Genomic DNA, 23,057 nt, shown 5'->3' with positions numbered 1-23,057 from the left:
TATAAAAAAGGTATTTCAAGTTATATTATTTCGTATTCTAAGTACTGCTTTTGAAAGCAAACGATTATTCGATTTTTATTGTTTACTGCTTTACAGTATTCGATTTACTTGTACGATGGTGTAACAGATTAGCACAGTTTGTCGTTTTTTTACCGATATGCTATTGATATGAGCGTTATATTTACTTCGTATTTAACGCTATCATTAATTCCCGAAACATATTCAGGACAGGTTATCGGCATAATACCAAGTGCTGATTACTTAGTCAAAATGACATTCGTAGAAAATCTAAGTATTAATTTCTTTCGTCCGAATAATATGATGGTCTGTACTCTGTTCATTCCAATTTCCTCAGTCTTTTTAGAATGATTTTCTGGACCATGTATATGCCTGAGATTATTATCGCAAAATTTACTATAAAAACTTCATCATGGGTACCACTTTATCAAATACCCTGATTTCGATGTTACGATAAAAAATTTCTGCTGTTTCGGATTGGAACCCTATTTTACCTTCCTTAAGCTGAAGGTTTGTGGCCATATTAACAATTTCGCCATTGAGTTTGTGAATCGCGTATCTGTCTTCCATCACGATAACCTCACACTTATTCCATCGATTGTTTAACGCATTGTATTGTTTGGGTTTAGAGGCCAACACCTCATTTATCTTTGGGATGCTAATCCCGCCATCTTTGGGATTCAAAAACCGTGAGCTATCCTTTGCCCCAAACCACATCAATGGCTGTGTAGCCCAGAAATCACCTGTATGGTTCATGTGTTTAATATGGTTGTAACGAATCTGGTATTCAATACCCACAGGCCATATTTTGTCATCCACTACATGATAATAACATCCGGCATCGTATTGGTACTGATCAAAGTTATTGGCGATCTTACTTCCCCACTTGTATTCGAATTTCAATATAAACTTGCTGTATGTTTGATCGGTATAGAATAATCCATGTGTCGCATTTGTTCTCGCAGCCAAATCAATGCTATCGGGAAAATGATCGTTAAAAACATGAATCATACTGTCCTCTACAACAAATACTTTGCTAGCCAGTTCTGCATCATCTTTGCGAAGTTTAAGATAAAAACCATCCAAGTTTACCCTGTTGAATAGTTTTACAAAGTTGGTCTCATGGTCAGGCGCACAGGAATTCAACAGGATAAGGGTTACAAGTGCTAGCAAATTGAAGTTTTGTTTTTTCATTTTGAAGATTGGATTTTGCTAATAAAATTTTTGTATAGGATTAGTCGTGGTACCGGTAGTTATATGTTCGTCCTTCAATTTATCGTAAACATCAAGAATAAAGAAGCCTTAGATATCCACTTTTAGTGTTTCCGACACAAAGTTTATTTGTATTTCTAAATTTGTGTGAATGCTTTGGTGTATTTCGTCAGTATGGGGGTGCCCAATAATGTTTTTAATTAACCCTGGCACTAACAGATTAAAAGCAGAGAGACTCTGTAACCCCCATCCCCACATCTTTGATACGGTACTTCCCCCAGCTTCGGAGCTAAGGGGAAGAGCCATTCGTTCTGTAATTATAATTCGTAAGTTTACAATTTTCACAAACTTAAATTCGGACACCTCTTTTCATATTTAAGCACTTCGTGGTTATTTATCATTCCCTACAAAATAGAAACAAGTTGTGTCCGCATAGTTAACTACCAACCAGCAGCTTTCAAAACCTTTTTGGGGAATTTATTTATAGGACGAATACAGATATCCTTGGCATAGCATTCGGCACCTTCCGATTGAATCTGAATTTGACCTTTTGTTAAAGGATTCCCGTTTTTACTTTTGGCATCGGTTAAAGCCAGCACAACCACACCATTGGTTACATGTACGGCCTTGTCCCCTATCACATAAAGATCAACCCTTGTCCATTCACCATGCGGGCTTTCCGCATCAAAAGATCTTTTTGCACTTTTTACAAAATTATCAGAAGTGGGATCCCAGCGTTTTTCATCATTCGCCCTGACTTTGGCACTGGTGCCGGCCAAAGTAAACAAATCACCAAAGTCACGCTCCTGAATTTGAGATTCCAGACAGGATTTCCACACATCCCAAAATGCACCATGTTCTCCATGGCAATGGTACAACAATCCGCAATCCCTTGGTTTATTCAAACGTGGTTCATATTTCTTTTCTCCCCACTTAAAAAGCAAAGTGAGGTGATAGTTAGAGTAGGATTCTATTGAAGTAAGCCCCCCATAAGCCAGCCCCGATATATTTAACACCGGTTCTCCATCCTCATCGGTACTGACCGTAAACAAGTCAAACGGATCACCTAATCCAACCGGTTTCTTGTTTTCCCCATTGGCTTCTTTTTGATATCCTTCGGGCAGGTTTTTTATCGATTTGTGAGGAACCCCGGTCCATACTTCCCAAGCCGTGAGATCGTTGTCCAAAAGAACTTTCCAGTCTTTGGACTTCACTTTTTTAGCAGGGTATTTTACTTTGACTGTTTTCTGAGCAACCAAATTGCCCGACATAAGTACGGTTAAAGCCAGAAGCAAGATTTTTGTTTTCATGTATATCAGTTTTAATTAACGTCGATTAATTATAATTATTCAATAATATTTGTAGCTCTGTAAGATCGGTGTTCAAAATCTCAAAAGCAAATTATTTAGTTTAATTAGCAAAAGTAGCGCACAAAAAAAAATAGAATTACGCAGTTATTTCGATTTGTTTAATAATCAGTTTTCCAACGGTGAAGTCTTGTCGAGCATGCTTTCGCAAATGGCATTGTTTCTAAAGTTTGTGTTTATTTATGGGAACTTTCAATTTGTAAGTAGCGCTCCTTTAGGCGTGCGCCTACCTCCTTTTAAGGGAACTTTAGCCTTCCGGCAGGTGCCGGAGAGATTTGCCGTCTGTCAGTTGCACTGGGAGCGGTAAAAAAACGAATAGCATTCAATGCGCAATAAGACAGTTCAACAAAATACTCTCGAGACAGCTACTTACTGTTTAAAACGAATTTTCTGCTGGTACTGTTCTCTTTTGTCGGAAAATCTTCCGGAATAGCTTGCGTTACTTTTCCTGTAGCAGCCCATTCCACTCCACGGGTTAAGGAAACAATAAACCCAACCCCTTCGCACGAATAATCATCATGCCCCAGGGTGGTATGGAAAATTCGTCCTTTGCCATAATCCACCACCATAAGAATAGGTTCATGCCTATCCGTTGGAGCCTTACCCGAAGCATCTTTACCAGTAGCCAAAACAGTCATATTTACGGCAGGTCCCCTTAGCTTGGCATAACACTCATCTTTAGCCGTTAACCAAACATTCGGCATTCCTTGGGTAATAGGATGATCCGCTACCCGAACCGTGATTGGCACAAGGTGTTGCGGTCCATGCGCACCGCATTTGCCCTCGGAATGATCCCTCTTTAACTCGCCCTCATTGGTATAGTACACGTAGGGGCCGTCTTTTGCGCTTCTGTTGCCCCAGCCTCCAAGGCCAATCATTTGATTAAACGCTTTCCAATCGGGCCACGCATTATCAGCCGCATGAACCGAAACAAATCCGCCTCCATTTTCCATATAGTCTTCCAACGCTTTTTGGGTACTTTCCGACCAATTCGCTGCTTTCCATCCGAAATTAGAAACTACCACATCGTACTTCTTAAACTTGGGCGCAAACTCAGGATCGTGTTTGGGTTCTTTTAAATCGTGCGTTTCACCAACTTTGGCCAAGGGCAAGAATTCTTTTTCCCTTTGCCCTTTCCAGGTATATTGAGTTCGGTAAACATCAACTTTAAACAATCCTGTTTCTTCCAGGTATTGCTTCATCATAATGGTTGACTTGGGCCATACCGCATGGTTATTTTGTCCATCAACAATAAGGACCTTTATCTTTGCATGAACAGATGCAATAACCATCATCAAACAGATAATAAATGTCAGTTTTTTTTTCCTCATAAATTCTAGTTTTCCTATGTTTAAAAATAGTAATACCGATATGTTAATGATATTAGCGTTAAATTTACTTCGTATTAAACGCTATCATTAATCATCTGCACAATACCAAGTGATCATTCCATAGTCAAAATGGTATAAGCTACAGATCACCAGCGCATATTGAAATTTCTAATCCTGTTATAAACCAGTCTACCGAAACTAGTTCGGGACATTTGATCCTTATTTTTGGCCTAATTATTGGCTTCCTGTCTGCAGCTGTCTGGAGGCCATGCCGGTTTACATTGCTTAAAGGTGGTAAGAATATTAATAAGATTTATATATATATTGCATATAATACAGGGGAGAAAATAGTATTTCAGCCCGAGATTCGAAAACGGTTGGTTTTTCTCCAATAGATAATGGGTAGATCCTGGAGGCTCAATCAATGTTGCTAATTATAATTGTAACAATTCTAATTGTTTTCTTTCATAGCAAATGATGTTGATTCTTCTGTTAACTCGTATGTACTTTGTAGGGTTGGTAGTTGAGAATGATTTGTCAAATAAATCGAATTCACGACCATCGATTATTATTTTAGCGGTCACCTATATACTGTTGAACTAAGCTTTTTGTATCTAAAAACCTAACACAAACAACATTAAAACAAGTCAAACAACATGCTATATATCTGCACGTTACCGAACCAAAAAATTTCAGGTGACCTATTGGTTACAATGCCCTCCTATGGTTACTTTTTATGGATTTTGCAGAAAATAAAAAAGCACCTAAAATCAATATTTTAAGTGCTTTCAACTTCATTTGTCATGTAGTGGTGTGCCCAGAACAAGACTCGAACTTGCACGGAATTGCTTCCACAGGCCCCTCAAACTAGTAGAAAGCATTTAAGACCGTAGATAACAAGAACGGTCTTTTTTGTATCCACTTCTTTTACTAGTCTTTACGCGCCTTTACTATCCTTTACTATTATTTGGGAGAAAGTAGAATTACGAGAAATACAATATTTGTTTCCGAATTGTTTCCGAATAATTCACTCGACTGCGAAAGCACAAATTTTAGTAATTATGGCGAATGCTACAGTGAGTATTTATTTAGACAGCTCGTACACAAAAAAAGATGGTACGTCTCGTTTTTACATCAGGGTAACTTTAAACCGAAAGGTAAAAAAGATTCCTTTGAATCTTTATATCAATCCTGATTATTACAATCCAAGTACGAAAAGGATTAAAGAAGTTAAAGAGGTTCCGGATGCAAAGAAGAACAACCTCTATCTAAAGGAAAAAGAAAGTGAAGTTGAACAAATCATTATTGAATTAGAAAGAAGAAAGCAACCTGTTACCTTCACCAACATTTTAAACATTTATGAGAATAAAGAAGTTAATGGCAGCTTTATTGAATTTGCAAGGGCACGTCTAGAAAACGAAAGGAATGTATTAAAAGCGAATACGTATAAAGGTCTTGTGTGGGCACTTGATAAGTTAGAAAGACATCATCCGAATGTAACTTTATATGAAATTGATGAAGATTGGTTAGAGAGCTATCGGAATTTACTAATTGAAGTATTAGGGAATAAATTAAACACCATTTATGGTGATTTCTCCATGATTAGGAAATACATCACCGTAGCTCACAAAAAGTCCATCATCAAAACGAATCCCTTCCACAATTTCTCATTTGAAAAGGAGGATGGCAAAAAGGAACACCTTACTCTTGATGAACTGGACAAGCTCCACAAGTATTATAATAACAAACATTTCTTGGATGTAACCAGTCATGATGACCGTGGTAAGACTTACCTAACCGGATTAAAATATCAGGAAACTCTACAGCACATACTTATTAGCTGCTATTCAGGATTGCGACTTTCTGACTTAAAGCTATTACGATATAAACATATCGAGAATGATATGATTATCATGCCTATGGCTAAAAGCCGGAAGAACAAGGAGAAAATGCTTCGAATTCCTATTACCAAACGACTTGAATCTATATTGGACGTAGATGGCAATAAGAAACCTACCGATAAGATTTATCAGGGCTTTGTCAGGAACAGTACCGACATCAATCCCATGTTAAGGCACATAATGAAGGAAGTTGGTATTAATAAATACCTCACCTTCCACTCCACCCGTCACACTTTTGCTGTGAGTGCATTAACTCTGGGAATGTCCATTGAAACCGTATCTGATATTATGGGGCATAGCGATTTGAAAACCACTCAAATTTATGCCAAGGTTATTGACGATAAACGAATTGAAGAAATGTCGAAGTGGAATAAACTTAACAAGCTTGATGATAATGACGACAACTACAATCAGGCTGTTTGTCCGGACTGCGACAATCCGGTTCTCACATTCGAGAAAGGTGTAATAAGGCTTAATAAATTGAATCTGGAGTGTCCATACTGCTCTCAGCAGTTCTCATATAAAATAGCCAAGTAAAAACTTATCAATTGAAATCATATGCGACCTAATTCTGATAATATGAAATCGCAATTGAAATTTCTTTGCAGGTTTTTAACTAATCGAATAACAAATTTTTAATAGGAAAGCTTAATGGTTGCATATGATTTCATTGAAAAAATAGGAAGGATAAAAGTTAATTACAGAAGAAAATGCCTTGGTGTACTAGAGGAGTTTACATCAGAAGCAGCGTATAATGATAAGTTAGACAAATATTTTCGTGAGTTTCGTAAAGAAATAATCAATTTACCTTTTCTGGTAAATACCAGACAGTCGAGAAAAACGGTTCTAAAAAACCTACATGATGAATTTATTCATACAAAAGAATCATTGAATGGTCAGGTAAACAGAACACTTCAGGAAAGCTATGATTGTATTTATAAACGGAAGTTCTGTTTCCGATACATATACCCTCGGTTTCTAAAGAAACGATACCTCACAAAAGTAAGAAGTGCATATCAGAAACTACACCTTGTATGTTTATTGCACAACAACAAGATTGAGGAAGCGATGGAAATGATAAAGTCAATTGCTTTAAATGACGGTATCGAACTTAAAACAATAGAGCAAGCTTCATTTGAGCGCCTTAAAACAAATCTTTCAAGTCCGGAATTAGCATTTCTGTCAATTCTTATCATGAAAAAAATTGCACAAGACGAGAATTTTAACCGAACGCTTTTCTCAAATATATTGGCAGACCATTTCTCAACAAAGAAAGCGGATGCCCCAAAAGCAAGTCAGATACGAAAACAGTTCACAGAGGTAAATGATAATGTAAAAAAGAATGTAGGAAAGCTCCTAACAGAGTTATCTGCTACTTGTATGTCAGAGCATTCGTAAATTTTTTTTCAAAAAAATGAAAATCATTATTTACTGAATAACTGAATGTTAGCTCAAGGGGACAGAGGGGGATATCCCCCTCTGTCCCTTTTTTGACATTTGAAGCAAATGTATGTTCGCCTACAAGTTCACGAATTGATAAAACATACATTTTTATGACGAAAGATGATTTAAACAATCTGGTAACTATCGCTGATTTGAAACATTATTCAGATAAAATTATTAGCGAACTACGTAGGTTACTGGAAAAGGAAAAACCTGAATTTTTCAGTCCTACTCAGTTTAGTAAGAAAACAGGTATGCCATATACTACTGTCATTCATTATTGCAAAAACAACCTGTTAAAAGCGCATCAGGCGCATAAAGGAGGTGCATGGCATATTGCAGCCAGCGAAATAGAGCGCCTTAATAAGGAAGCAGAAGACAATCAGTTAAATATCAGATAATGGAGAAGAAAGAAAAAATAATAGCTCAAAGTAAAATTGATTTGGCTAAAGCGTATAACGTGAGTTACAAAACGTTTAACAGTTGGCTTGAACCATTGCATGAAAAACTGGGAGAATATCGAGGAAAAACATACACCCCGAAGCAAGTGAGTATCATTTATGAAAAACTAGGTCGTCCCAATTAAATCTTATAGTTATGGTAGTTTACCTCTCCGGAATCAATTACGAAACCAACAAGCAAGAGTTAGATAGATTAAAAGCCAACTTGTTTGATTTAGGCTGCACAATTATAACTCCAGAAGCAAAAGAACTTGACAAACTTAGTTGGGCTGAAAACCTAAGTTTGCGTTTTAGCTTTCTTCACAGTAGCAGCACTATTTACATGCTACCTAAATGGAAAGAAAGTACAATTGCTCGAATTGAGCTTACAGCAGCGATGGATGATAAAATACCGCTCTGCTTTTCTCCTGAAGATATAAGAAAATTAATAACCACCCTTGAAAGCTAGATAGGTTACGGTGGAGTTGAACAAGGGCAGCTCCACCTTTTCTATACTTTTAAAAACGATTTATATGTCAGTAATATCATTACCTTCTAATACAGTCTCCAAACTTTTTTACTTCGATAACAGGGTAAGAAGCTTTTACGAAAAACATGGTTTCAATTCTGTTCCTTTTGATGGACAAAAGGTGCAAGAAATGATTGATGCCTCACACCAAGAACTAACAGAATTATTTCTCAAAATATGGGGTTCATCTATGGGCTATCACCTATTGGATAAGTTTTACAGTTACCGAGGTAATATCTATGAGTTCTTTATGTGCTTAGATGGTACAAATAGGGAAATGTTCACAGGTAAAGACTGGTAGATGATGGATGCAAATTATATAATAGAACAAATAAACGGTGATATTCATGGCGTTATCTCCAATTTTATTGAACTCAAAAAATCCGGAACCAGTTTTTCTGCTTGTTGTCCCTTTCATAATGAAAAGACACCATCTTTCAGTGTGAATCCGGCAAAAGGTATTTTCAAGTGTTTTGGGTGTGATAAAGGCGGTGATGCAATTGAGTTTATTAAAGAACATGAAGGTGTTGACTTTAAGGAAGCCGTTGAAATTGGTGCTAAGAAACTGAACTTGGATTTTGAATGGAAGAAAAGCTCCAATTTTGACCAAGCTAAATACAGGCATATTGAAAGCATGCAGGTAGCCTGCAATATAGTCGAGCGTTACTTTACTGAAAACTTATCCAACCCGGAAGCAAAAAAGTACATTGAACAACGTAAACTGGTAACTCCGGACAATGAAAGTCTAAGTATGGGTTATGCTCCAAATGGTAATGCACTACTGGCTTATGTCCGAAAGAATGGAGTAAAAACAGAAATACTGGAAGAGATTGGAGTTTTAAAAAGTAACGACAAAGGTGTTTATGACTTCTTTCGCAATAGGTTGATATTTCCAATCTCCAATTCCAGAGGTCAAACCATCGCTTTTGCCGGGCGTGATTTGAGTGAAAACTCCAAAGTAAAATATCTGAATACTCCAGAGAGCAGTATCTATGTAAAAGGAAATGAATTGTATGCTTTAAATGCTGCAAGATTTACCATTAAATCAGAAGGCCGGGCATATATAGTCGAGGGTTATCCTGATGTATTACGAATGCATTCCGTTGGTATTACCAACACAATAGCCACATGCGGAACGGCTCTAACTACAGCACAAGCAAAACTATTAAGGCGGTACACCAATAAAGTAACACTAATTTACGATGGTGATAGTGCCGGACTAAGAGCTACCGACCGGAATGCTGAAATACTGATTAAAAATCAGTTTCATGTATCGGTTATAATACTGCCGGAGAAGCAAGACCCGGACAGCCTGTTTACTTCAAAAGAGATATTTCTTCAGTACAACGAGAAGCAAACTGATTATATCATTTTTAAAACGGCTCAATATGCTAAAAAGTCCACCTCCGACCCTGTGTTTAAATCGGAAGCTATTAAACGTATTTCGAAGTTGATTGCCAATTACGACAAAAGCAAACAGGAGGTTTATATTGAGTTTTGTACCGAACACATTAAGCCAAAGAAAGCGTGGCAGGATGCTCTAAAAGAACTCACTAAGGACGAACCTCAAAATAATCAACGTTATACCATTCCGAAGCACGTTAGTTTAAATGATTTCAATCGTTGGGGTTTTTATGTGGAAGATAATTGTTACGTGTTCCGAAATAAAAAAGGCGATGATTTTGTAACGCATTCTAATTTTGTGATGTCTCCCCTGTTTCATATTGAGAGTACCATTAATGCCAAGCGATTATATGAGATTAAGAACAGGCACAACCTGACTAAGATTGTTGAACTACCGCAAAGGGATTTGGTCAGTATTACCAACTTTAAACTGCAAATTGAATCTTTAGGCAACTTTCTTTGGACTGGTGGTGAGAGCGAACTCAACAAGCTCAAAGCATGGCTTTACGAAAAGACAAAGAGCTGTAAAGAGATTACTCAACTAGGTTGGCAGCGTGAAGGTTTCTTTTGTTGGGGAAATGGCATTTTCAATGGCGATGAATTTATAAAAGCAGACCGCTACGGCATTGTAAAACATACAGACCGCTACTACTACATTCCTGCCTGTTCTGAAATTTATTCCGATGACGATACCTTGTTTGAGTTTGAACGCCATTTCATTCATAACGAAGGTAATGTCACGCTTTATGAATACGCTCAAAAATACACGGCTGTATTCGGTGACAATGGCATAGTAACCTTGGCTTTTTACTTTGCTTGTCTGTTTATGGATGTGGTTGCTAAACGCTTCGATAAATTTCCCATCCTGAACATGTATGGCCAGAAAGGTTCTGGAAAAAACACCTGTGCCGAAAGCATCTTGTACATGTTTGGTAAAAAAGGCAAAGTACCTAACCTGCATAACTCCAGTAAACCATCCATTGCCGACCATGTGGCTACAAGCGCCAATGCTGTATGTGTTCTGGATGAATACCGGAACGACCTTGAAATGGAGAAACGTGAACTACTTAAAGGATTCTGGGATAAAACCGGACGTACCCGGATGAACATGGACAAGGATAAGAAGAAAGAAACCTCAAAAGTAAATCAGGGTATTATTGTCTGCGGTCAGCAAATCGCCACAGCTGATATTGCTTTGTTCAGTCGCTTTGTGGCATTGGGTTTTTCAAAAACAGTATTCTCACAAGAAGAAGAACAAGCCTTTCACGAACTGGAGAAGATAAACAAACAGGGATTGACACAAATCACTCATCAATTACTCAAGCACCGTGAAGCATTTTCCAAGCATTACAACCAAACGGTAAGTGCCATTAGTGAGAAGTTCCGGGAATTATTAGCTGATACCTCAATTGAAACCCGGATTTTCAATAACTGGCTCACCATTGCATCGGCCTATGCTACTGTTGCAAAAATTGTAGAGTTGCCGTTTAATTACGATGAAATCATTCGTTTGTTTGTAAAGATGATGACAACCCAGAACAAAGAAACAGCTCGTAACGATGATTTGGGTGTGTTCTGGAAAACCGTGCAATACCTTATCAGCTCCAATATGCTATTTGAAGGTGGTGATTACAAGGTAATGTATATGGACAGGATTAACCGAACATTTAAGCAAAATGGCGAATGGCAAAAAAGCGAAATTGTACTTCCCGAACCACAGGATATTCTTTTATTATCTGTAAGCCGGGTTTTTGGATTGTATAAATCACAGGCATTAAGAGAAGGTGATAAACCTCTCCCGGAAGCTACGGTTGAGTATTACCTCAAAAACAGTCCATCTTTTATTTGTGATACCAAGAAAGTAAGCTTTAAGAAAATTGATGCCAAAAGCGGAATGCAGGAATACGATGAAAATGGCAATAAGAAGTTTACCAGTACCACCGCTTTTGTATTCTATCTCGACCAACTTAATCTTAATCTGGAAAGTGCAAAAAGGCAATAACATTACATTCAATCTTATTGGCAAAACGAGGGTTTCTTCTGGAGAAGCTCTCGATTTTTTATTGGGTAAAATTAAAAAGCAGTTGGAATAGATTCTTAAAACACGAAATCTTCTTACAAATTCAGTTACTTAGGTAACTTATAATACTTAGAATAGGATTATTTATTAAATACTAAAGAGTTATGGCAACTTCATTAACTCTATCTGGTTACTTGAGATTACTTAGAGTTACTTAATCAATCATCCTATATGTAATTCATTACTTAGTGACCACTTGGGTACTTAGCAAAATTCTAAAGTTCTAATATGTACAAATTACAGTTACTCAAACGTATAATAGAAGCTAAGTAAGTTAAGTACCCTTTTTTCATAAAATCTGTTTAGAATAATCTTTTTCTTGCGTAATTCTTCATTTTGTTTTTCTATATTTGACTAAATTGTCTAAAAATATTTTTCTAATGAAGAGCGTAGAATTTGGGGCTTATTTAAAGGCTCTTAGAGAAGACAAAGGTATTCCACAACGAAAAGTTGCGCATGCAGTAGACGTTGATACAAGCACATTATCAAAGATGGAGCTTGGAGAAAGACCAATTACAATTAGTATGGTTAAGCCTTGGGCTGAAACGTTGGATATTAATTTTCAAGATATACAAGTCAAATACATTTGTACGAAAATTAAAATAGATTTTGATGGACAACCATATCTAAAGGAAGCTTTAAAAAGAATAATAAACGAAATAAAATAGCATATTAGAATGCAAAACTTATTAAATGACCTAATTGGACTACTTCAACAAGATGAAAGGCTTGTAGTAGATGGTAAGCTACTCAAAAACAAAATTATTGAGTTGGCTTTACAACTTGACCCCGCATTAATTAAAATGCTCCTTTCACACGAAAGTATCAAAAAGCATTTTTTTGAAAATGTGGAGGGTATCTTAGTATTTGATAAAATTAAATTCCAAAAGTTTGTAAGTAATAAAGCTTTTTTACCTGACAGCTATACGTCTTTTAAAAACCGTATTGGTTTAACTGATGATGATGAGTTTATAAAAGAAAATAAAGATGTTGTATTGGCTTGGCCATATAAGGATTGTGTTTTGGAAGGCAATCAAGTTTCTGATAAAGAAAAGCGAAAAGAACATTTTTGGAATGAAATATTAGCTCCTGATGAAATAGATAGAATATTATCAGCAAAAGTTCTAACTAACTTTAATCGTGTTACCCCAGGCAATGAAAAAGAAGATTTACATCCCTCCGTTAATGATAATTACTTAATAAAGGGAAATAATCTATTAACTCTTTACACTTTAAAAGAAACGCATAAAGGAAGAATTAAGCTTATTTACATAGACCCTCCTTATAATACAGGGAATGATGATTTTGGATATAATGATAGATTTAACCATTCCAGTTGGCTAACTTTTATGAAAAACCGTCTGGAAGTAGCAAAAGAGCTACTTACTAAAGATGGTTCAATATGGATAAATATAGATGATGTAGAAGCTCATTACCTTAAAGTTCTTTGTGATGAAATGTTTGGTCGTGAAAACTTTGTTGCTAATGTCATTTGGCAAAAGAAGTTTGCACCTCAAAATGATGCAAAATATTTTTCAGATAATCACGACCATATTCTTGTTTATGCTAAAAATAAAGAGGTTTGGAAACCTAACCTTTTACCTCGTAGCGAAAAAACCATTGCTCGTTATAAGAACCCAGATGAAGACCCTCGTGGACCTTGGACTTCTGGTGACCTTACCGTTAAAACATATAATGCAGATTACGATTATACTATAACAACTCCATCAGGGAAAGAAATAAATCCTCCTAAAGGAATTTGTTGGAGAGTTTCAAAAGCAAAATTTCAGGAATTAGTTAGTGATAACCGTGTTTGGTTTGGTGCGGAAGGAAGTAATGTTCCTCGCTTAAAACGCTTTCTTTCAGACGTAAAAGATGGTCAAACACCTTTAACTATTTGGACTCATTCAGAAGTTGGTCATAACCAAGAGGCGAAACAAGAATTAAATAAACTACTGGAAACAGACCTTTTTAAAACACCAAAACCCGAAAGGTTAATGAAACGGGTAATTGAAATTGGTTCAAATGAAGGAGATTATGTTCTTGATTTTTTTGCTGGAAGTGGAACTACAGCTGCAACGGCTTTAAAACTTAAAAGACGTTTCATAACAATAGAGCAAATGGATTATGTAGAAAGTGTAACTAAACTACGATTGAAGAAAGTGGTTGAAGGTGAACAAGGAGGTGTTTCTGAAAATGTAAACTGGTCTGGTGGTTCTTCATTTGTTTATTGTGAGCTTTTAAAGTTCAACCAGAAATTTGCTGATTTAATAGAACAGTCTACAAATCTGTCTGAGTTAAAACAGGTATTGAATACGATTAAGGAAAAAGCATTTCTTAAATATCAGTTGAATAGCTCCGAACTATCAATTGATAATGAGGATTTTCTATCACTTGATTTAGACAAACAAAAATCAGCACTAATTGAAGTGTTAGATAAAAATATGTTATACGTGCCACTCTCTGAAATAGATGATTTGGACTATGGCTTGTCAAATCAAATAATTAAAATCAATAAAGATTTATTTACAGCTAAGCCTTAATCCTAATCCATATTTGAAAAATGCCAATAAGAATAAGAACTACTGAAAAACACCCTCATCCAATTTGGGAGCAGCTAATTAAAGAGTTTCCTGTATCTGAAATACAAGGTTTTGTTTTTACTTGTACAGATGATGAATTAATTGAGGCAACCAAATCAAGCGATAGTAACATTCCAATTCAATGTTTAGAAGCGGTTGAGTATGATAACGAAGAAGAGTTTATACCCGAAAACATCTTCACAAATGAAGAATGGTTAAATAAAATAAAATCAGCCAATTTCTTCGGTAGCAGCTTACTGTTACTTTCATATATGCCGAATGATACAGTCTTATTTAAACTTCACGAAGTTGTCAAAAATGGTAATGAGATTAATTTCAATTCTGTTACTGATTTTCAAGACGAGGTTGCTTTTATTGATTGGTGGCGTTCTATTAAGAAATTAGGTCAAACTAAACCAACCGTTGAAGCAAGGCCAAGACAAGCCTTAACTGTATTTGATGATATTATCGAAAGAAATGGATTTTCGTGGGGTGGTAATATGGATGGCTTTATCCTCAATAATTTAAATAATGCAGTTATAGCAACAATAGAAGTCCGTCAGTCACGGAGTTTTCCTATTGAAAGATATGACCCTGCAAATTATTTTTCAGGTACACAAAGAAAAGGTGGTGATTTTAAGACGTGGCTTCCAATGGTATATCTTAAAAAGGCTTATGGTGTGCCAATAGTTCTTTTAACGCTGAGTACAAAGAGCGGCAATAAATTTGGTTATACGGAAGTAAACTCAATTAATTACAACCGTATTTTTTACCAAAATGATGTGCCACCCACCGCTAATATTACTGAAGACTTTGGAGTTTTTAAGAAGTGGTTATTAACCCTCACATCACAAAATTGATTTAAGGCTAATGGATAAACTACACGAAATATTAGATGCAGCTTTAAAATTTAATGGTCCCGATTTTTACAAAAATCAGGTTCCAGAATATGTCTATTCAAATCTTAGAGCAGATTTCAGTCCAAGACCTTATCAGCAAGAAGCTTTTGGTAGGTTCAATTTCTTTTGGAAAGATTATCACGATAGACCAAAAGGAGTACCTACACAATTATTGTATCATATGGCAACTGGTAGTGGTAAAACGCTTGTTATGGCGGGGCTTATCATTTACCTGTATGAGCAAGGGTATCGTAATTTTCTATTCTTTGTAAACAGCACCAATATTATTGAGAAAACAAGGGATAACTTCTTTAATACCACATCATCTAAATATTTGTTTGCAGATAGTATTTCTATTGGCGATAAACAGGTTAAAATTAAAGAGGTAGATAATTTTCAAGCGGCAAACCAAGAAGATATAAATATTGTATTCTCTACTATTCAGGGCTTACATTCAAGGCTAAACACACCTAAAGAAAACAGCCTTACTTATGATGATTTTGAAGAAACTAAGATTGTTCTTATTTCAGATGAAGCCCACCATATTAACGCAGAAACCAAAAAGAAAAACGAGCTTAATAAAGATGAGGTTGAAGATATACTAAGTTGGGAAGGAACAGTAAACCGTATTTTTAATGCCAACAGGGAAAATCTACTGTTAGAGTTTACTGCAACAGCCGATTTATCCAACCCACAAATTGAGGAAAAATACAGTGATAAACTCATTTTTGATTATCCATTAAAGCAATTCCGTATTGATGGTTATTCTAAAGAAGTCAAGGTACTGCAAGCAGACCTTTCCCAATTCGACAGAGCAATTCAGGGAGTTTTATTAAGTCAATACAGACGTAAGGTATTTGAGAAGTACAAAAAACTTATCAAGCCTGTAATTCTCTTTAAGTCCAAAACCATTAAGGATAGTCAAAACTTCTTTGATGAATTTGCAGAAGGTATCAAAAACCTAAAGGTTTCTGATTTGGAAAAGATTAAAAATTCTAATCCTGATGAAGCAATAGCCAAAGTGTTTCAATATTTAGAGGATAATAATATTAGTCTTGAAAACCTTATTACCGAGCTAAAAGAAGATTTCTCAGAAGAAAAACTCATTTCTGTAAACAGTAAGAATGAAAGTGAGGAAAAGCAATTAGCTGTCAATTCCTTAGAAGATGAAGAAAACGAATACCGTGCTGTATTTGCAGTAGATAAGTTAAACGAAGGTTGGGATGTATTAAACCTCTTTGATATTGTTCGTTTGTATGATACCAGGGATGCCAAAAAAGGAAAGCCCGGTAAAACCACAATGGCGGAAGCTCAACTTATTGGTAGAGGTGCAAGATATTGTCCGTTTCAAATTTCAGAAGAACAGCAATTCTTTAGCCGTAAGTTTGATGAAGATGTTACCAATGAATTGAGAGTTTGTGAAGAACTATACTATCACAGTGCTTACAATCCAAGATATATTCAGGAGTTAAATACAGCTTTAGAAGAAATCGGTATTAAAGCCAAACAGTCTATTGAAAGACCTATGAAGCTAAAACCTCAATTCAAGGAAACATCCTTTTATAAAGCGGGCTTCATATTCCTTAATAAGCAAGAAAAATACAATCGTGAAGATGTATTCAGTTTAAAATCCACCCTTATTGAGCAAACACACAAAGTTTCTCTTAAAACAGGTTACACCAAGTCAAGTATTGCCTTCGGCAAAACTTCTACAGCTGCGGTAGATAAAAAAGAAAAGGAATACAAATTAGCTGATTTCGGAGAGCATATTGTACGTAAAGCAATCAATAAACTTGATTTTTATAAGTTCTCTAATCTTAGAGTACACCTTCCTAATCTTACATCTATTTCAGAATTTATTACCTCAGAGAACTATTTGGGTAAAGTAAAATTGGATGTATCAGGATTACCAGAGCAAATTGAAAAATTAACCGCAAGAGAGAAACTTGATGCTACTATAAAAGTACTGGAAGATATTGCAACTGTAATTGCTTCTGATAAGATTGAATTTAAGGGAAGTAAAGAATTTAAGCCATTTATGATAAAAGATAAGATTACTGATAAGGTTTTAAATTTTGCACTTAGCGATAGTACAGATAAAGAATTTGGAAAATCAATGATAAACCCAACAGAGACAAATTACCATCTCGATTTAAGTAGTAGGGATTGGTATGCGTTTGAAGATTGCTTTGGTACATCGGAAGAAAAATTACTCATTAAATTCATAGATAAAGCATACGAGAAATTAAAAACCAAATTTGAGGAAATCTACTTAGTTCGAAATGAAAGGCATTTTAAACTATACAATTTTGATGATGGTAGACCTACGGAACCAGACTTTGTTTTGTTTGTAATGAACCATCAGCCTGAAGAAAGTATGCATTATCAAATTTTTATAGAACCTAAAGGTGAACACCTTTTAAAGAAAGACGCATGGAAAGAAAAATTCTTAATGCAGCTGAAGGAAGTTCACTTTTTAGAACAATTATGGAAAGGAAAAAATTATATTATTTGGGGTATGCCTTTCTACAATGAAGCCCTTACCAAAAATAAATTTGAAGATGAATTAAATAGAGTTTCCTTAAAGAATTAGATGGCTTTATTCAATATTAATTCTCTAATGGAAGTGTTTAATGTGAATACAAATAATATCTATGTTTAAACTAAATCTATTATTATGAATGATTGGGAAAAAATAGTGTGTTTAATTTTATCTGTTAATAGATGGGAATTAACCAAAACCTTAGATTCTTACGCAAAGTTAAAAGAGAAAAAAATATTTGATGTGGATTTTATCGCGCAATCAGATTTTCAAGATGTGGGAATGCGTTTAAAGCAAGCAGGTTATGATAGAGGTTCACTAACCTTTATGATGTCAGATAGATTGGTAAGTGCAGCCAAAACTATTACTGAGAAGGATATAAATGTGCAAGGAACACTATTAGAAACTGAAAGTGAAGAAAATAGAAAGTTCTTATTGTCATTGAGTGGTTTGGGTGAAAAATCTGTATCTGATTTTTATAGAATTATTTGGAATCAACAATCATAGTATCATTTTCTAAAAAATGATATAAACATAGCTATTACTGCTATAGGCTGAACTAATTAAAATATGACGATTCAAGAATTAATTACAAAAGCAGGTTTCTTCAATAAGATAAAAGATGCAAACAATCTTTTTGACGAGCTTAAAAAGTTAAGCGAAACTGAATTAAAGAATATTGAGCAACAAATACAACCTGATAGTGTATTTCGTCCGGTTGTGTTACTTCGGTTTTTAGTAGTGCAATTACTACTTCAAAAAAAGGAAGTAAATGCTTCTGTAATTGATGAATTAAAAACAGCTATTGAGAATCGTGATATTTCAGAGTACTACGATGCTACTCCTGAATTTATTGAGAGCTTGACCAATTACAAGGATAGCAAGAAAGGTATGTTTCCCCAATGGAAGAATCCCTTTAATATATTGTACACATTTTTCTATCCGGAGCAATTAAAATCCGACGTTACCGAATGCATCAAAGAAATCGGACAGCAAATAATTGACAAAAACAACCTTGAAGGTGTTGTTATTCACCCGGTAGGCTTTGATGGTTCTCAAAATTATGGTGATGATGCCATTTGGGGAGCAGTTATTCCGGAACAAGCAGAAAATGTACAAAAAGCATATCAAATATTTTTTAGAGTTAGCGAATCTGGAGTTAATGGCGGATTATTAAAAGGTCACAAACTTGCCAATAGTAGTTTCAAAACAAATGATTTAAAGTATGATTCATGGGATGACTATTTAGATGCCACAACCGCTATTGTGCCTCAGTGGAAAGAGGAAAACTCAAAAGTTAACTTCACTCTTCATGCAGATGAAAAGGATTTTATCAAACGCATAAAGCAATCAAGCATATCTGGAAATGAGCTATTCTTTAATTCGATTGATAAGCTAATTAATGATTTACAAATACCGGAAGAGGATAGCTTAATTTTTAGTGTTAGTCAGAATAGACTTAGCTTTCATATTGGCTCCCGGTACTGCCTATCATTATTCAAGGATAAGTTTGGGTTTATTTCCTCCAAGAAGTTAGATTTTTCGGGAGTACAGGAAGAACCTTTTAATGGAGAACCTGAAGCGTATTGGTATAAAAACAATACAGGTGATACACTACTAAAGTATTTTAATGAACTTACTGAAGCAACTCAAAATGAGTTTAACAGAGGACATTCAGCTAAAAACGAATCTTATAAGAATGTTGCCTTTCAGAAAGCAGTTTTCGATAAAAACTACAGGCAAAGAATTTTTAATCAACACTTAATACCTAAGTTTAAGGGAGATGTATGGAAATTAGGTTGTGTTTGGAAAGAAAATGGAACGAAAATATTCTATGACTATTTAGTTGAAAATAAATTTGTCTTAGGAGTCGATAAATTCAAATATAAGGTTGGAGATTTAATTGCAATAACTGAAGGATACAATGTCAAAGCAATAGGGCAAATTAAAGAAACTCCTATTCAAGTTACAAAGAATGCCGATTTACAAAACCCTCTTGAAAGCTATGAAGTTGATTTTGAAGATTGGGTTAATGTTGCTCCAGCGGATATCGTAGAATTAAGTTCTACTGATGAGTTTGAATATAAACTAAGACAAGGTATTCGTAAAGTTCAGCAGAAGGGAATTAAAGAGAAAGTAATTAGCCTTTGGTATAGATACAACTCCAACCCTAACAATCTAATAGAAGAAAAAAATAGTTCAATGATGAAAAACATACCTCTAAATCAGATTCTTTATGGCCCACCGGGAACTGGAAAGACCTACAATACAATAAATCATGCACTTGATATTTGTGGAGAAAACTTATCTGGTTTATCGAGGCAAGAAATCAAAGAACTATTTGAACAGAAAGTGGATGAAGGTCAAATTGTGTTTACCACCTTTCATCAAAGCATGACATATGAGGATTTCGTTGAAGGCATTAAACCAATTGAGCCGGAAAAAGAAGGTGACCCGGTCATTTATAGAATAGAAGAAGGGATTTTTAGAAAGCTATGTGTTAATGCTTCATTTTCTTTGGCCAAGGAAAATGAATCTGAAGAAACTGAAAGTGTTTTGGACTTCTCTTTAGCATTTGATAAGTTCGTGGAAGAAGTTGAAGAAAAACTCAGCTCTAATGAAGAGGTTGAATTAGAAACCAAGTCTGGAGGTAAGGTTTTGGTAGATAGTATTTCACCCAATGGCAATGTTATTATTAAGCATCATGGTGGTTCAAGACCGTATACTGTATCAAAAGCAAGAACTTCTAAATTACAAAAGGAAATTTCTGATTTAGATGATGTAAATAATATTAACGACCAGTTTAGGGCTATAATCGGAGGTAGTAATTCATCTGCATATTGGTCAGTTTTAAATGCTATTAGAAAAAACAACTATAAGGCTCAGGCTCCAAAGAAAGAAGAACGCAAATACACGTGGGAAGATAAAAAACAGGTTGTTCAAGCTTTAAAAAAGGATGACTACAAAGGCAAAGAAGGTACTCCACATATTTTAATTATAGATGAGATTAATAGAGGAAACGTTTCACAGATTTTTGGAGAACTTATTACTTTGATTGAAAAAGATAAACGCCTTGGAACTGACGAAGCCTTACAGGTACAACTGCCCTATAGTAAAGAATGGTTTGGTGTACCACCAAACCTTTATATAATTGGAACAATGAATACAGCAGACAGAAGTGTGGAAGCACTGGATACTGCTCTGAGAAGAAGATTTAGTTTCAAAGAAATGCCTCCGGTTTCAGAACTCCTTGAGCCTAAAAATATGATATTGTCCTTATGGAATAAGGAAGATTTATTTGAGGTTGCTTGGGAGGATGAAAAGTTTAGAAAACAAGCTGATGCTCTATATGATTTAATCGGCATAAATAAGAATTTTGAAGAACCATTTCACGATGACAAATTGGATGATGGATTGTGGACAATAGAACATTTTGATGATATTCAAAACAATACTTTTACCGGAATCAATTTAAAAGAACTTCTGGAAATTATTAATAAGCGCATAGAAAAACTTCTTGATAAAGACCACATGATTGGGCACAGTTACTTCCTAAACGTAACAAGCCTATTTGACCTTAAGGTTGCTTTTCAGAATAATATCATTCCTCTTTTACAAGAGTACTTCTTCGGCGATTATGGAAAAATTGGACTTGTTTTAGGAGAAGGCTTTTTTACGGAAAAGATTGAAGAAGATAACGATAACTTCTTTGCTTCTTTTAATGGTTATGACAGTGGTTCATTAGTTGAACGCGAAGTATATCACCTTCTCAATACTATCGAGATGAATGACGTAAAATTCAAAGAAGCTCTAAATACATTATTAAGAAAATAAAAATTGGCAAAAAAGAACAACCATATTGTTGTATTTGAACATGAAAGCTTACGTGTTGACAAAGGAGAAAAGAAGCTTACTCCTGTTCAACTTGAATCTTTGCAAAGATATTACGGGGAGAAAGGAGTTCCGTATTATTCTTTAATACATCATGGTGTGAAATTTTGCGAATTCGTAGGTGTAATTCAAGTAGGTAATACAATTATCGAGGTATTGCCGAAAGCCGACAAATCAAGTAACCACTCTGAAGAATCTAAAAGCCGTTGGAGAAATGTACTGATTGACATGCTTCATACCGTTGGTATATTTGATATTCATGCTCCAAGTAGTAGTCAACTAAGCTTAAAAAGTAATTCCATACTTGATTTATATTTTGAACTATTCATCAAAGAACTCGAATACCTATTACATCGAGGTTTAGTGAAAAAATATAGGAAGGTAGAAGGAAATATTACTTCATTAAAGGGTAATATACATTTTGCGAAGCACTTAACACATAATTTGATTCATCAAGAACGATTCTATGTCAACTATTCAACATACGACAAGGAACACATATTACACTCTATCCTATACAAAGCGCTTAAGCTCCTGAAATATATCAATACAAACAACCAGTTAAGTAGCCGTTTGGGTTCTCTGTTTCTTAACTTCCCTGAATTTAGAGATATCAAAGTGTCGGAGCAGTTATTCAATCAAATTATATTAGATAGGAAAACTGAACCATACAAAAATGCCATTGAAATAGCTCGCCTATTATTACTTAATTACCATCCTGATATTAGCAACGGAAGTAACAATGTGCTAGCACTTATGTTTGACATGAATCTGTTATGGGAACAGTTCGTTTATTTTAGTCTAAGAAAAAACAAAGTTAATGGCTCTAGTATTGTAGCTCAGAATACAAAGAACTTTTGGAAGCCGGATAATGGAAATCGCTCAAAACTAAAACCAGATATTGTTTTAAATAAAAACACAGAGGACTGTATTGTATTAGATACAAAATGGAAGAATCTTAATGGTTATAATCCCTCTCCGGATGATTTGAGACAGATGTTTGTATATATGAAATACTATAATGCAAAAAAAGTAGCACTCATTTATCCGGGAAAAGAAAGTGTAATCAGAAGTGGAAAATACTATAACCATGAAGAACTACCTGTAAATGAGATAGGCAAAGAAGAGTGTAGTATTGTTACTATTGGGGTTTTGGATAATATTAAGAAATGGCAAGCAGAAATACATAATACCATATTCAAATGGCATAGTCCCCCAGTAAATTAAACTGGCCATTTCACATCAACCTTAAAAATACTATCTTAGCAACTCTAGCTTTCAAGGGTATAAACTTATAATTTATGCCCAATATTTTTAAAATCACCTCACAAATAAGCCTTCTGGAAATAACGGTGATGTTGACCCCTCCAACGGTCATATTGACCCCTCTTGGATTTGGGTAACCGAAAATGGTTAGT

The 23,057-nt window shown here is 35.2% G+C and carries 18 protein-coding genes; 14 read left to right on the top strand and 4 right to left on the bottom strand.

Going from position 1 to position 23,057, the window contains the following annotated elements; translation table 11 throughout:
• Positions 1-414 precede the first annotated feature (414 nt).
• The 3 genes from ACRD64_RS22120 to ACRD64_RS22110 all read right to left on the bottom strand — a co-directional run bounded on the left by ACRD64_RS22120 (position 415) and on the right by ACRD64_RS22110 (position 3,928).
• Entirely contained in the window at positions 415-1,212 is a 798-nt protein-coding gene (locus ACRD64_RS22120) for a 3-keto-disaccharide hydrolase (RefSeq protein WP_430936194.1), read from the bottom strand.
• 458 nt (positions 1,213-1,670) lie between these two features.
• Positions 1,671-2,540, bottom strand: coding sequence for a 3-keto-disaccharide hydrolase (locus ACRD64_RS22115; protein ID WP_430936192.1), 870 nt, complete (start codon positions 2,538-2,540; stop codon positions 1,671-1,673).
• 422 nt (positions 2,541-2,962) lie between these two features.
• Positions 2,963-3,928: a ThuA domain-containing protein gene (locus tag ACRD64_RS22110; RefSeq protein ID WP_430936190.1), complete on the bottom strand. Its 966-nt coding sequence runs from the start codon at positions 3,926-3,928 to the stop codon at positions 2,963-2,965.
• A 1,061-nt stretch (positions 3,929-4,989) separates the two neighbouring features.
• Here ACRD64_RS22110 and ACRD64_RS22105 point away from each other — a divergent pair.
• The 14 genes from ACRD64_RS22105 to ACRD64_RS22040 all read left to right on the top strand — a co-directional run bounded on the left by ACRD64_RS22105 (position 4,990) and on the right by ACRD64_RS22040 (position 22,866).
• A complete protein-coding gene (locus ACRD64_RS22105) occupies positions 4,990-6,366 on the top strand; it encodes a tyrosine-type recombinase/integrase (RefSeq protein ID WP_430936188.1) in 1,377 nt (458 codons plus the stop codon).
• Between the two features lie 114 nt (positions 6,367-6,480).
• Entirely contained in the window at positions 6,481-7,227 is a 747-nt protein-coding gene (locus ACRD64_RS22100) for a hypothetical protein (protein WP_430936186.1), read from the top strand.
• 155 nt (positions 7,228-7,382) lie between these two features.
• A complete protein-coding gene (locus tag ACRD64_RS22095) occupies positions 7,383-7,673 on the top strand; it encodes a hypothetical protein (protein WP_430936184.1) in 291 nt (96 codons plus the stop codon).
• On the top strand, positions 7,673-7,858 hold the full coding sequence (locus tag ACRD64_RS22090; RefSeq protein WP_430936182.1) for a hypothetical protein: 186 nt from the start codon (positions 7,673-7,675) through the stop codon (positions 7,856-7,858). Before ACRD64_RS22095 ends, ACRD64_RS22090 begins: the two co-directional genes overlap by 1 nt.
• An 11-nt stretch (positions 7,859-7,869) precedes the next feature.
• On the top strand, positions 7,870-8,181 hold the full coding sequence (locus ACRD64_RS22085; protein WP_430936180.1) for a DUF4406 domain-containing protein: 312 nt from the start codon (positions 7,870-7,872) through the stop codon (positions 8,179-8,181).
• A gap of 64 nt (positions 8,182-8,245) precedes the next feature.
• Positions 8,246-8,542 (top strand): hypothetical protein, encoded by a 297-nt coding sequence (locus ACRD64_RS22080; protein ID WP_430936178.1) that lies wholly within the window; start codon positions 8,246-8,248, stop codon positions 8,540-8,542.
• Complete coding sequence (gene dnaG / locus ACRD64_RS22075) at positions 8,543-11,647, top strand: DNA primase (RefSeq protein WP_430936176.1); 3,105 nt, start codon at positions 8,543-8,545, stop codon at positions 11,645-11,647.
• A gap of 458 nt (positions 11,648-12,105) precedes the next feature.
• Positions 12,106-12,393 (top strand): helix-turn-helix domain-containing protein, encoded by a 288-nt coding sequence (locus ACRD64_RS22070; protein ID WP_430936174.1) that lies wholly within the window; start codon positions 12,106-12,108, stop codon positions 12,391-12,393.
• 9 nt (positions 12,394-12,402) lie between these two features.
• Positions 12,403-14,268 carry a DNA methyltransferase gene (locus ACRD64_RS22065; RefSeq protein WP_430936172.1) on the top strand — a complete coding sequence of 622 codons (1,866 nt, stop codon included), beginning with the start codon at positions 12,403-12,405 and terminating at the stop codon, positions 14,266-14,268.
• A gap of 20 nt (positions 14,269-14,288) precedes the next feature.
• Positions 14,289-15,167: a hypothetical protein gene (locus ACRD64_RS22060; protein WP_430936170.1), complete on the top strand. Its 879-nt coding sequence runs from the start codon at positions 14,289-14,291 to the stop codon at positions 15,165-15,167.
• A 10-nt stretch (positions 15,168-15,177) separates the two neighbouring features.
• Positions 15,178-17,799, top strand: a complete 2,622-nt coding sequence (locus tag ACRD64_RS22055; protein ID WP_430936168.1) for a DEAD/DEAH box helicase family protein — start codon at positions 15,178-15,180, stop codon at positions 17,797-17,799.
• 84 nt (positions 17,800-17,883) lie between these two features.
• Positions 17,884-18,255, top strand: coding sequence for a hypothetical protein (locus tag ACRD64_RS22050; RefSeq protein ID WP_430936166.1), 372 nt, complete (start codon positions 17,884-17,886; stop codon positions 18,253-18,255).
• Positions 18,256-18,318: 63 nt separating this feature from the next.
• Positions 18,319-21,582, top strand: coding sequence for an McrB family protein (locus ACRD64_RS22045; RefSeq protein ID WP_430936164.1), 3,264 nt, complete (start codon positions 18,319-18,321; stop codon positions 21,580-21,582).
• 3 nt (positions 21,583-21,585) lie between these two features.
• On the top strand, positions 21,586-22,866 hold the full coding sequence (locus ACRD64_RS22040) for an McrC family protein (protein WP_430936162.1): 1,281 nt from the start codon (positions 21,586-21,588) through the stop codon (positions 22,864-22,866).
• 10 nt (positions 22,867-22,876) lie between these two features.
• On the opposite strand, the gene ACRD64_RS22035 is transcribed toward ACRD64_RS22040, so the two are convergent.
• The coding region (locus tag ACRD64_RS22035; protein ID WP_430936160.1) for a hypothetical protein at positions 22,877-23,057 on the bottom strand (181 nt) is incomplete at its 5' end.

Origin of the sequence: Saccharicrinis sp. 156 (assembly GCF_050589685.1) — a bacterium.
In the GTDB taxonomy this organism is placed as follows: Bacteria; Bacteroidota; Bacteroidia; order Bacteroidales; family Marinilabiliaceae; genus Saccharicrinis.
This window is presented reverse-complemented; position numbering and strand designations above follow the sequence as displayed.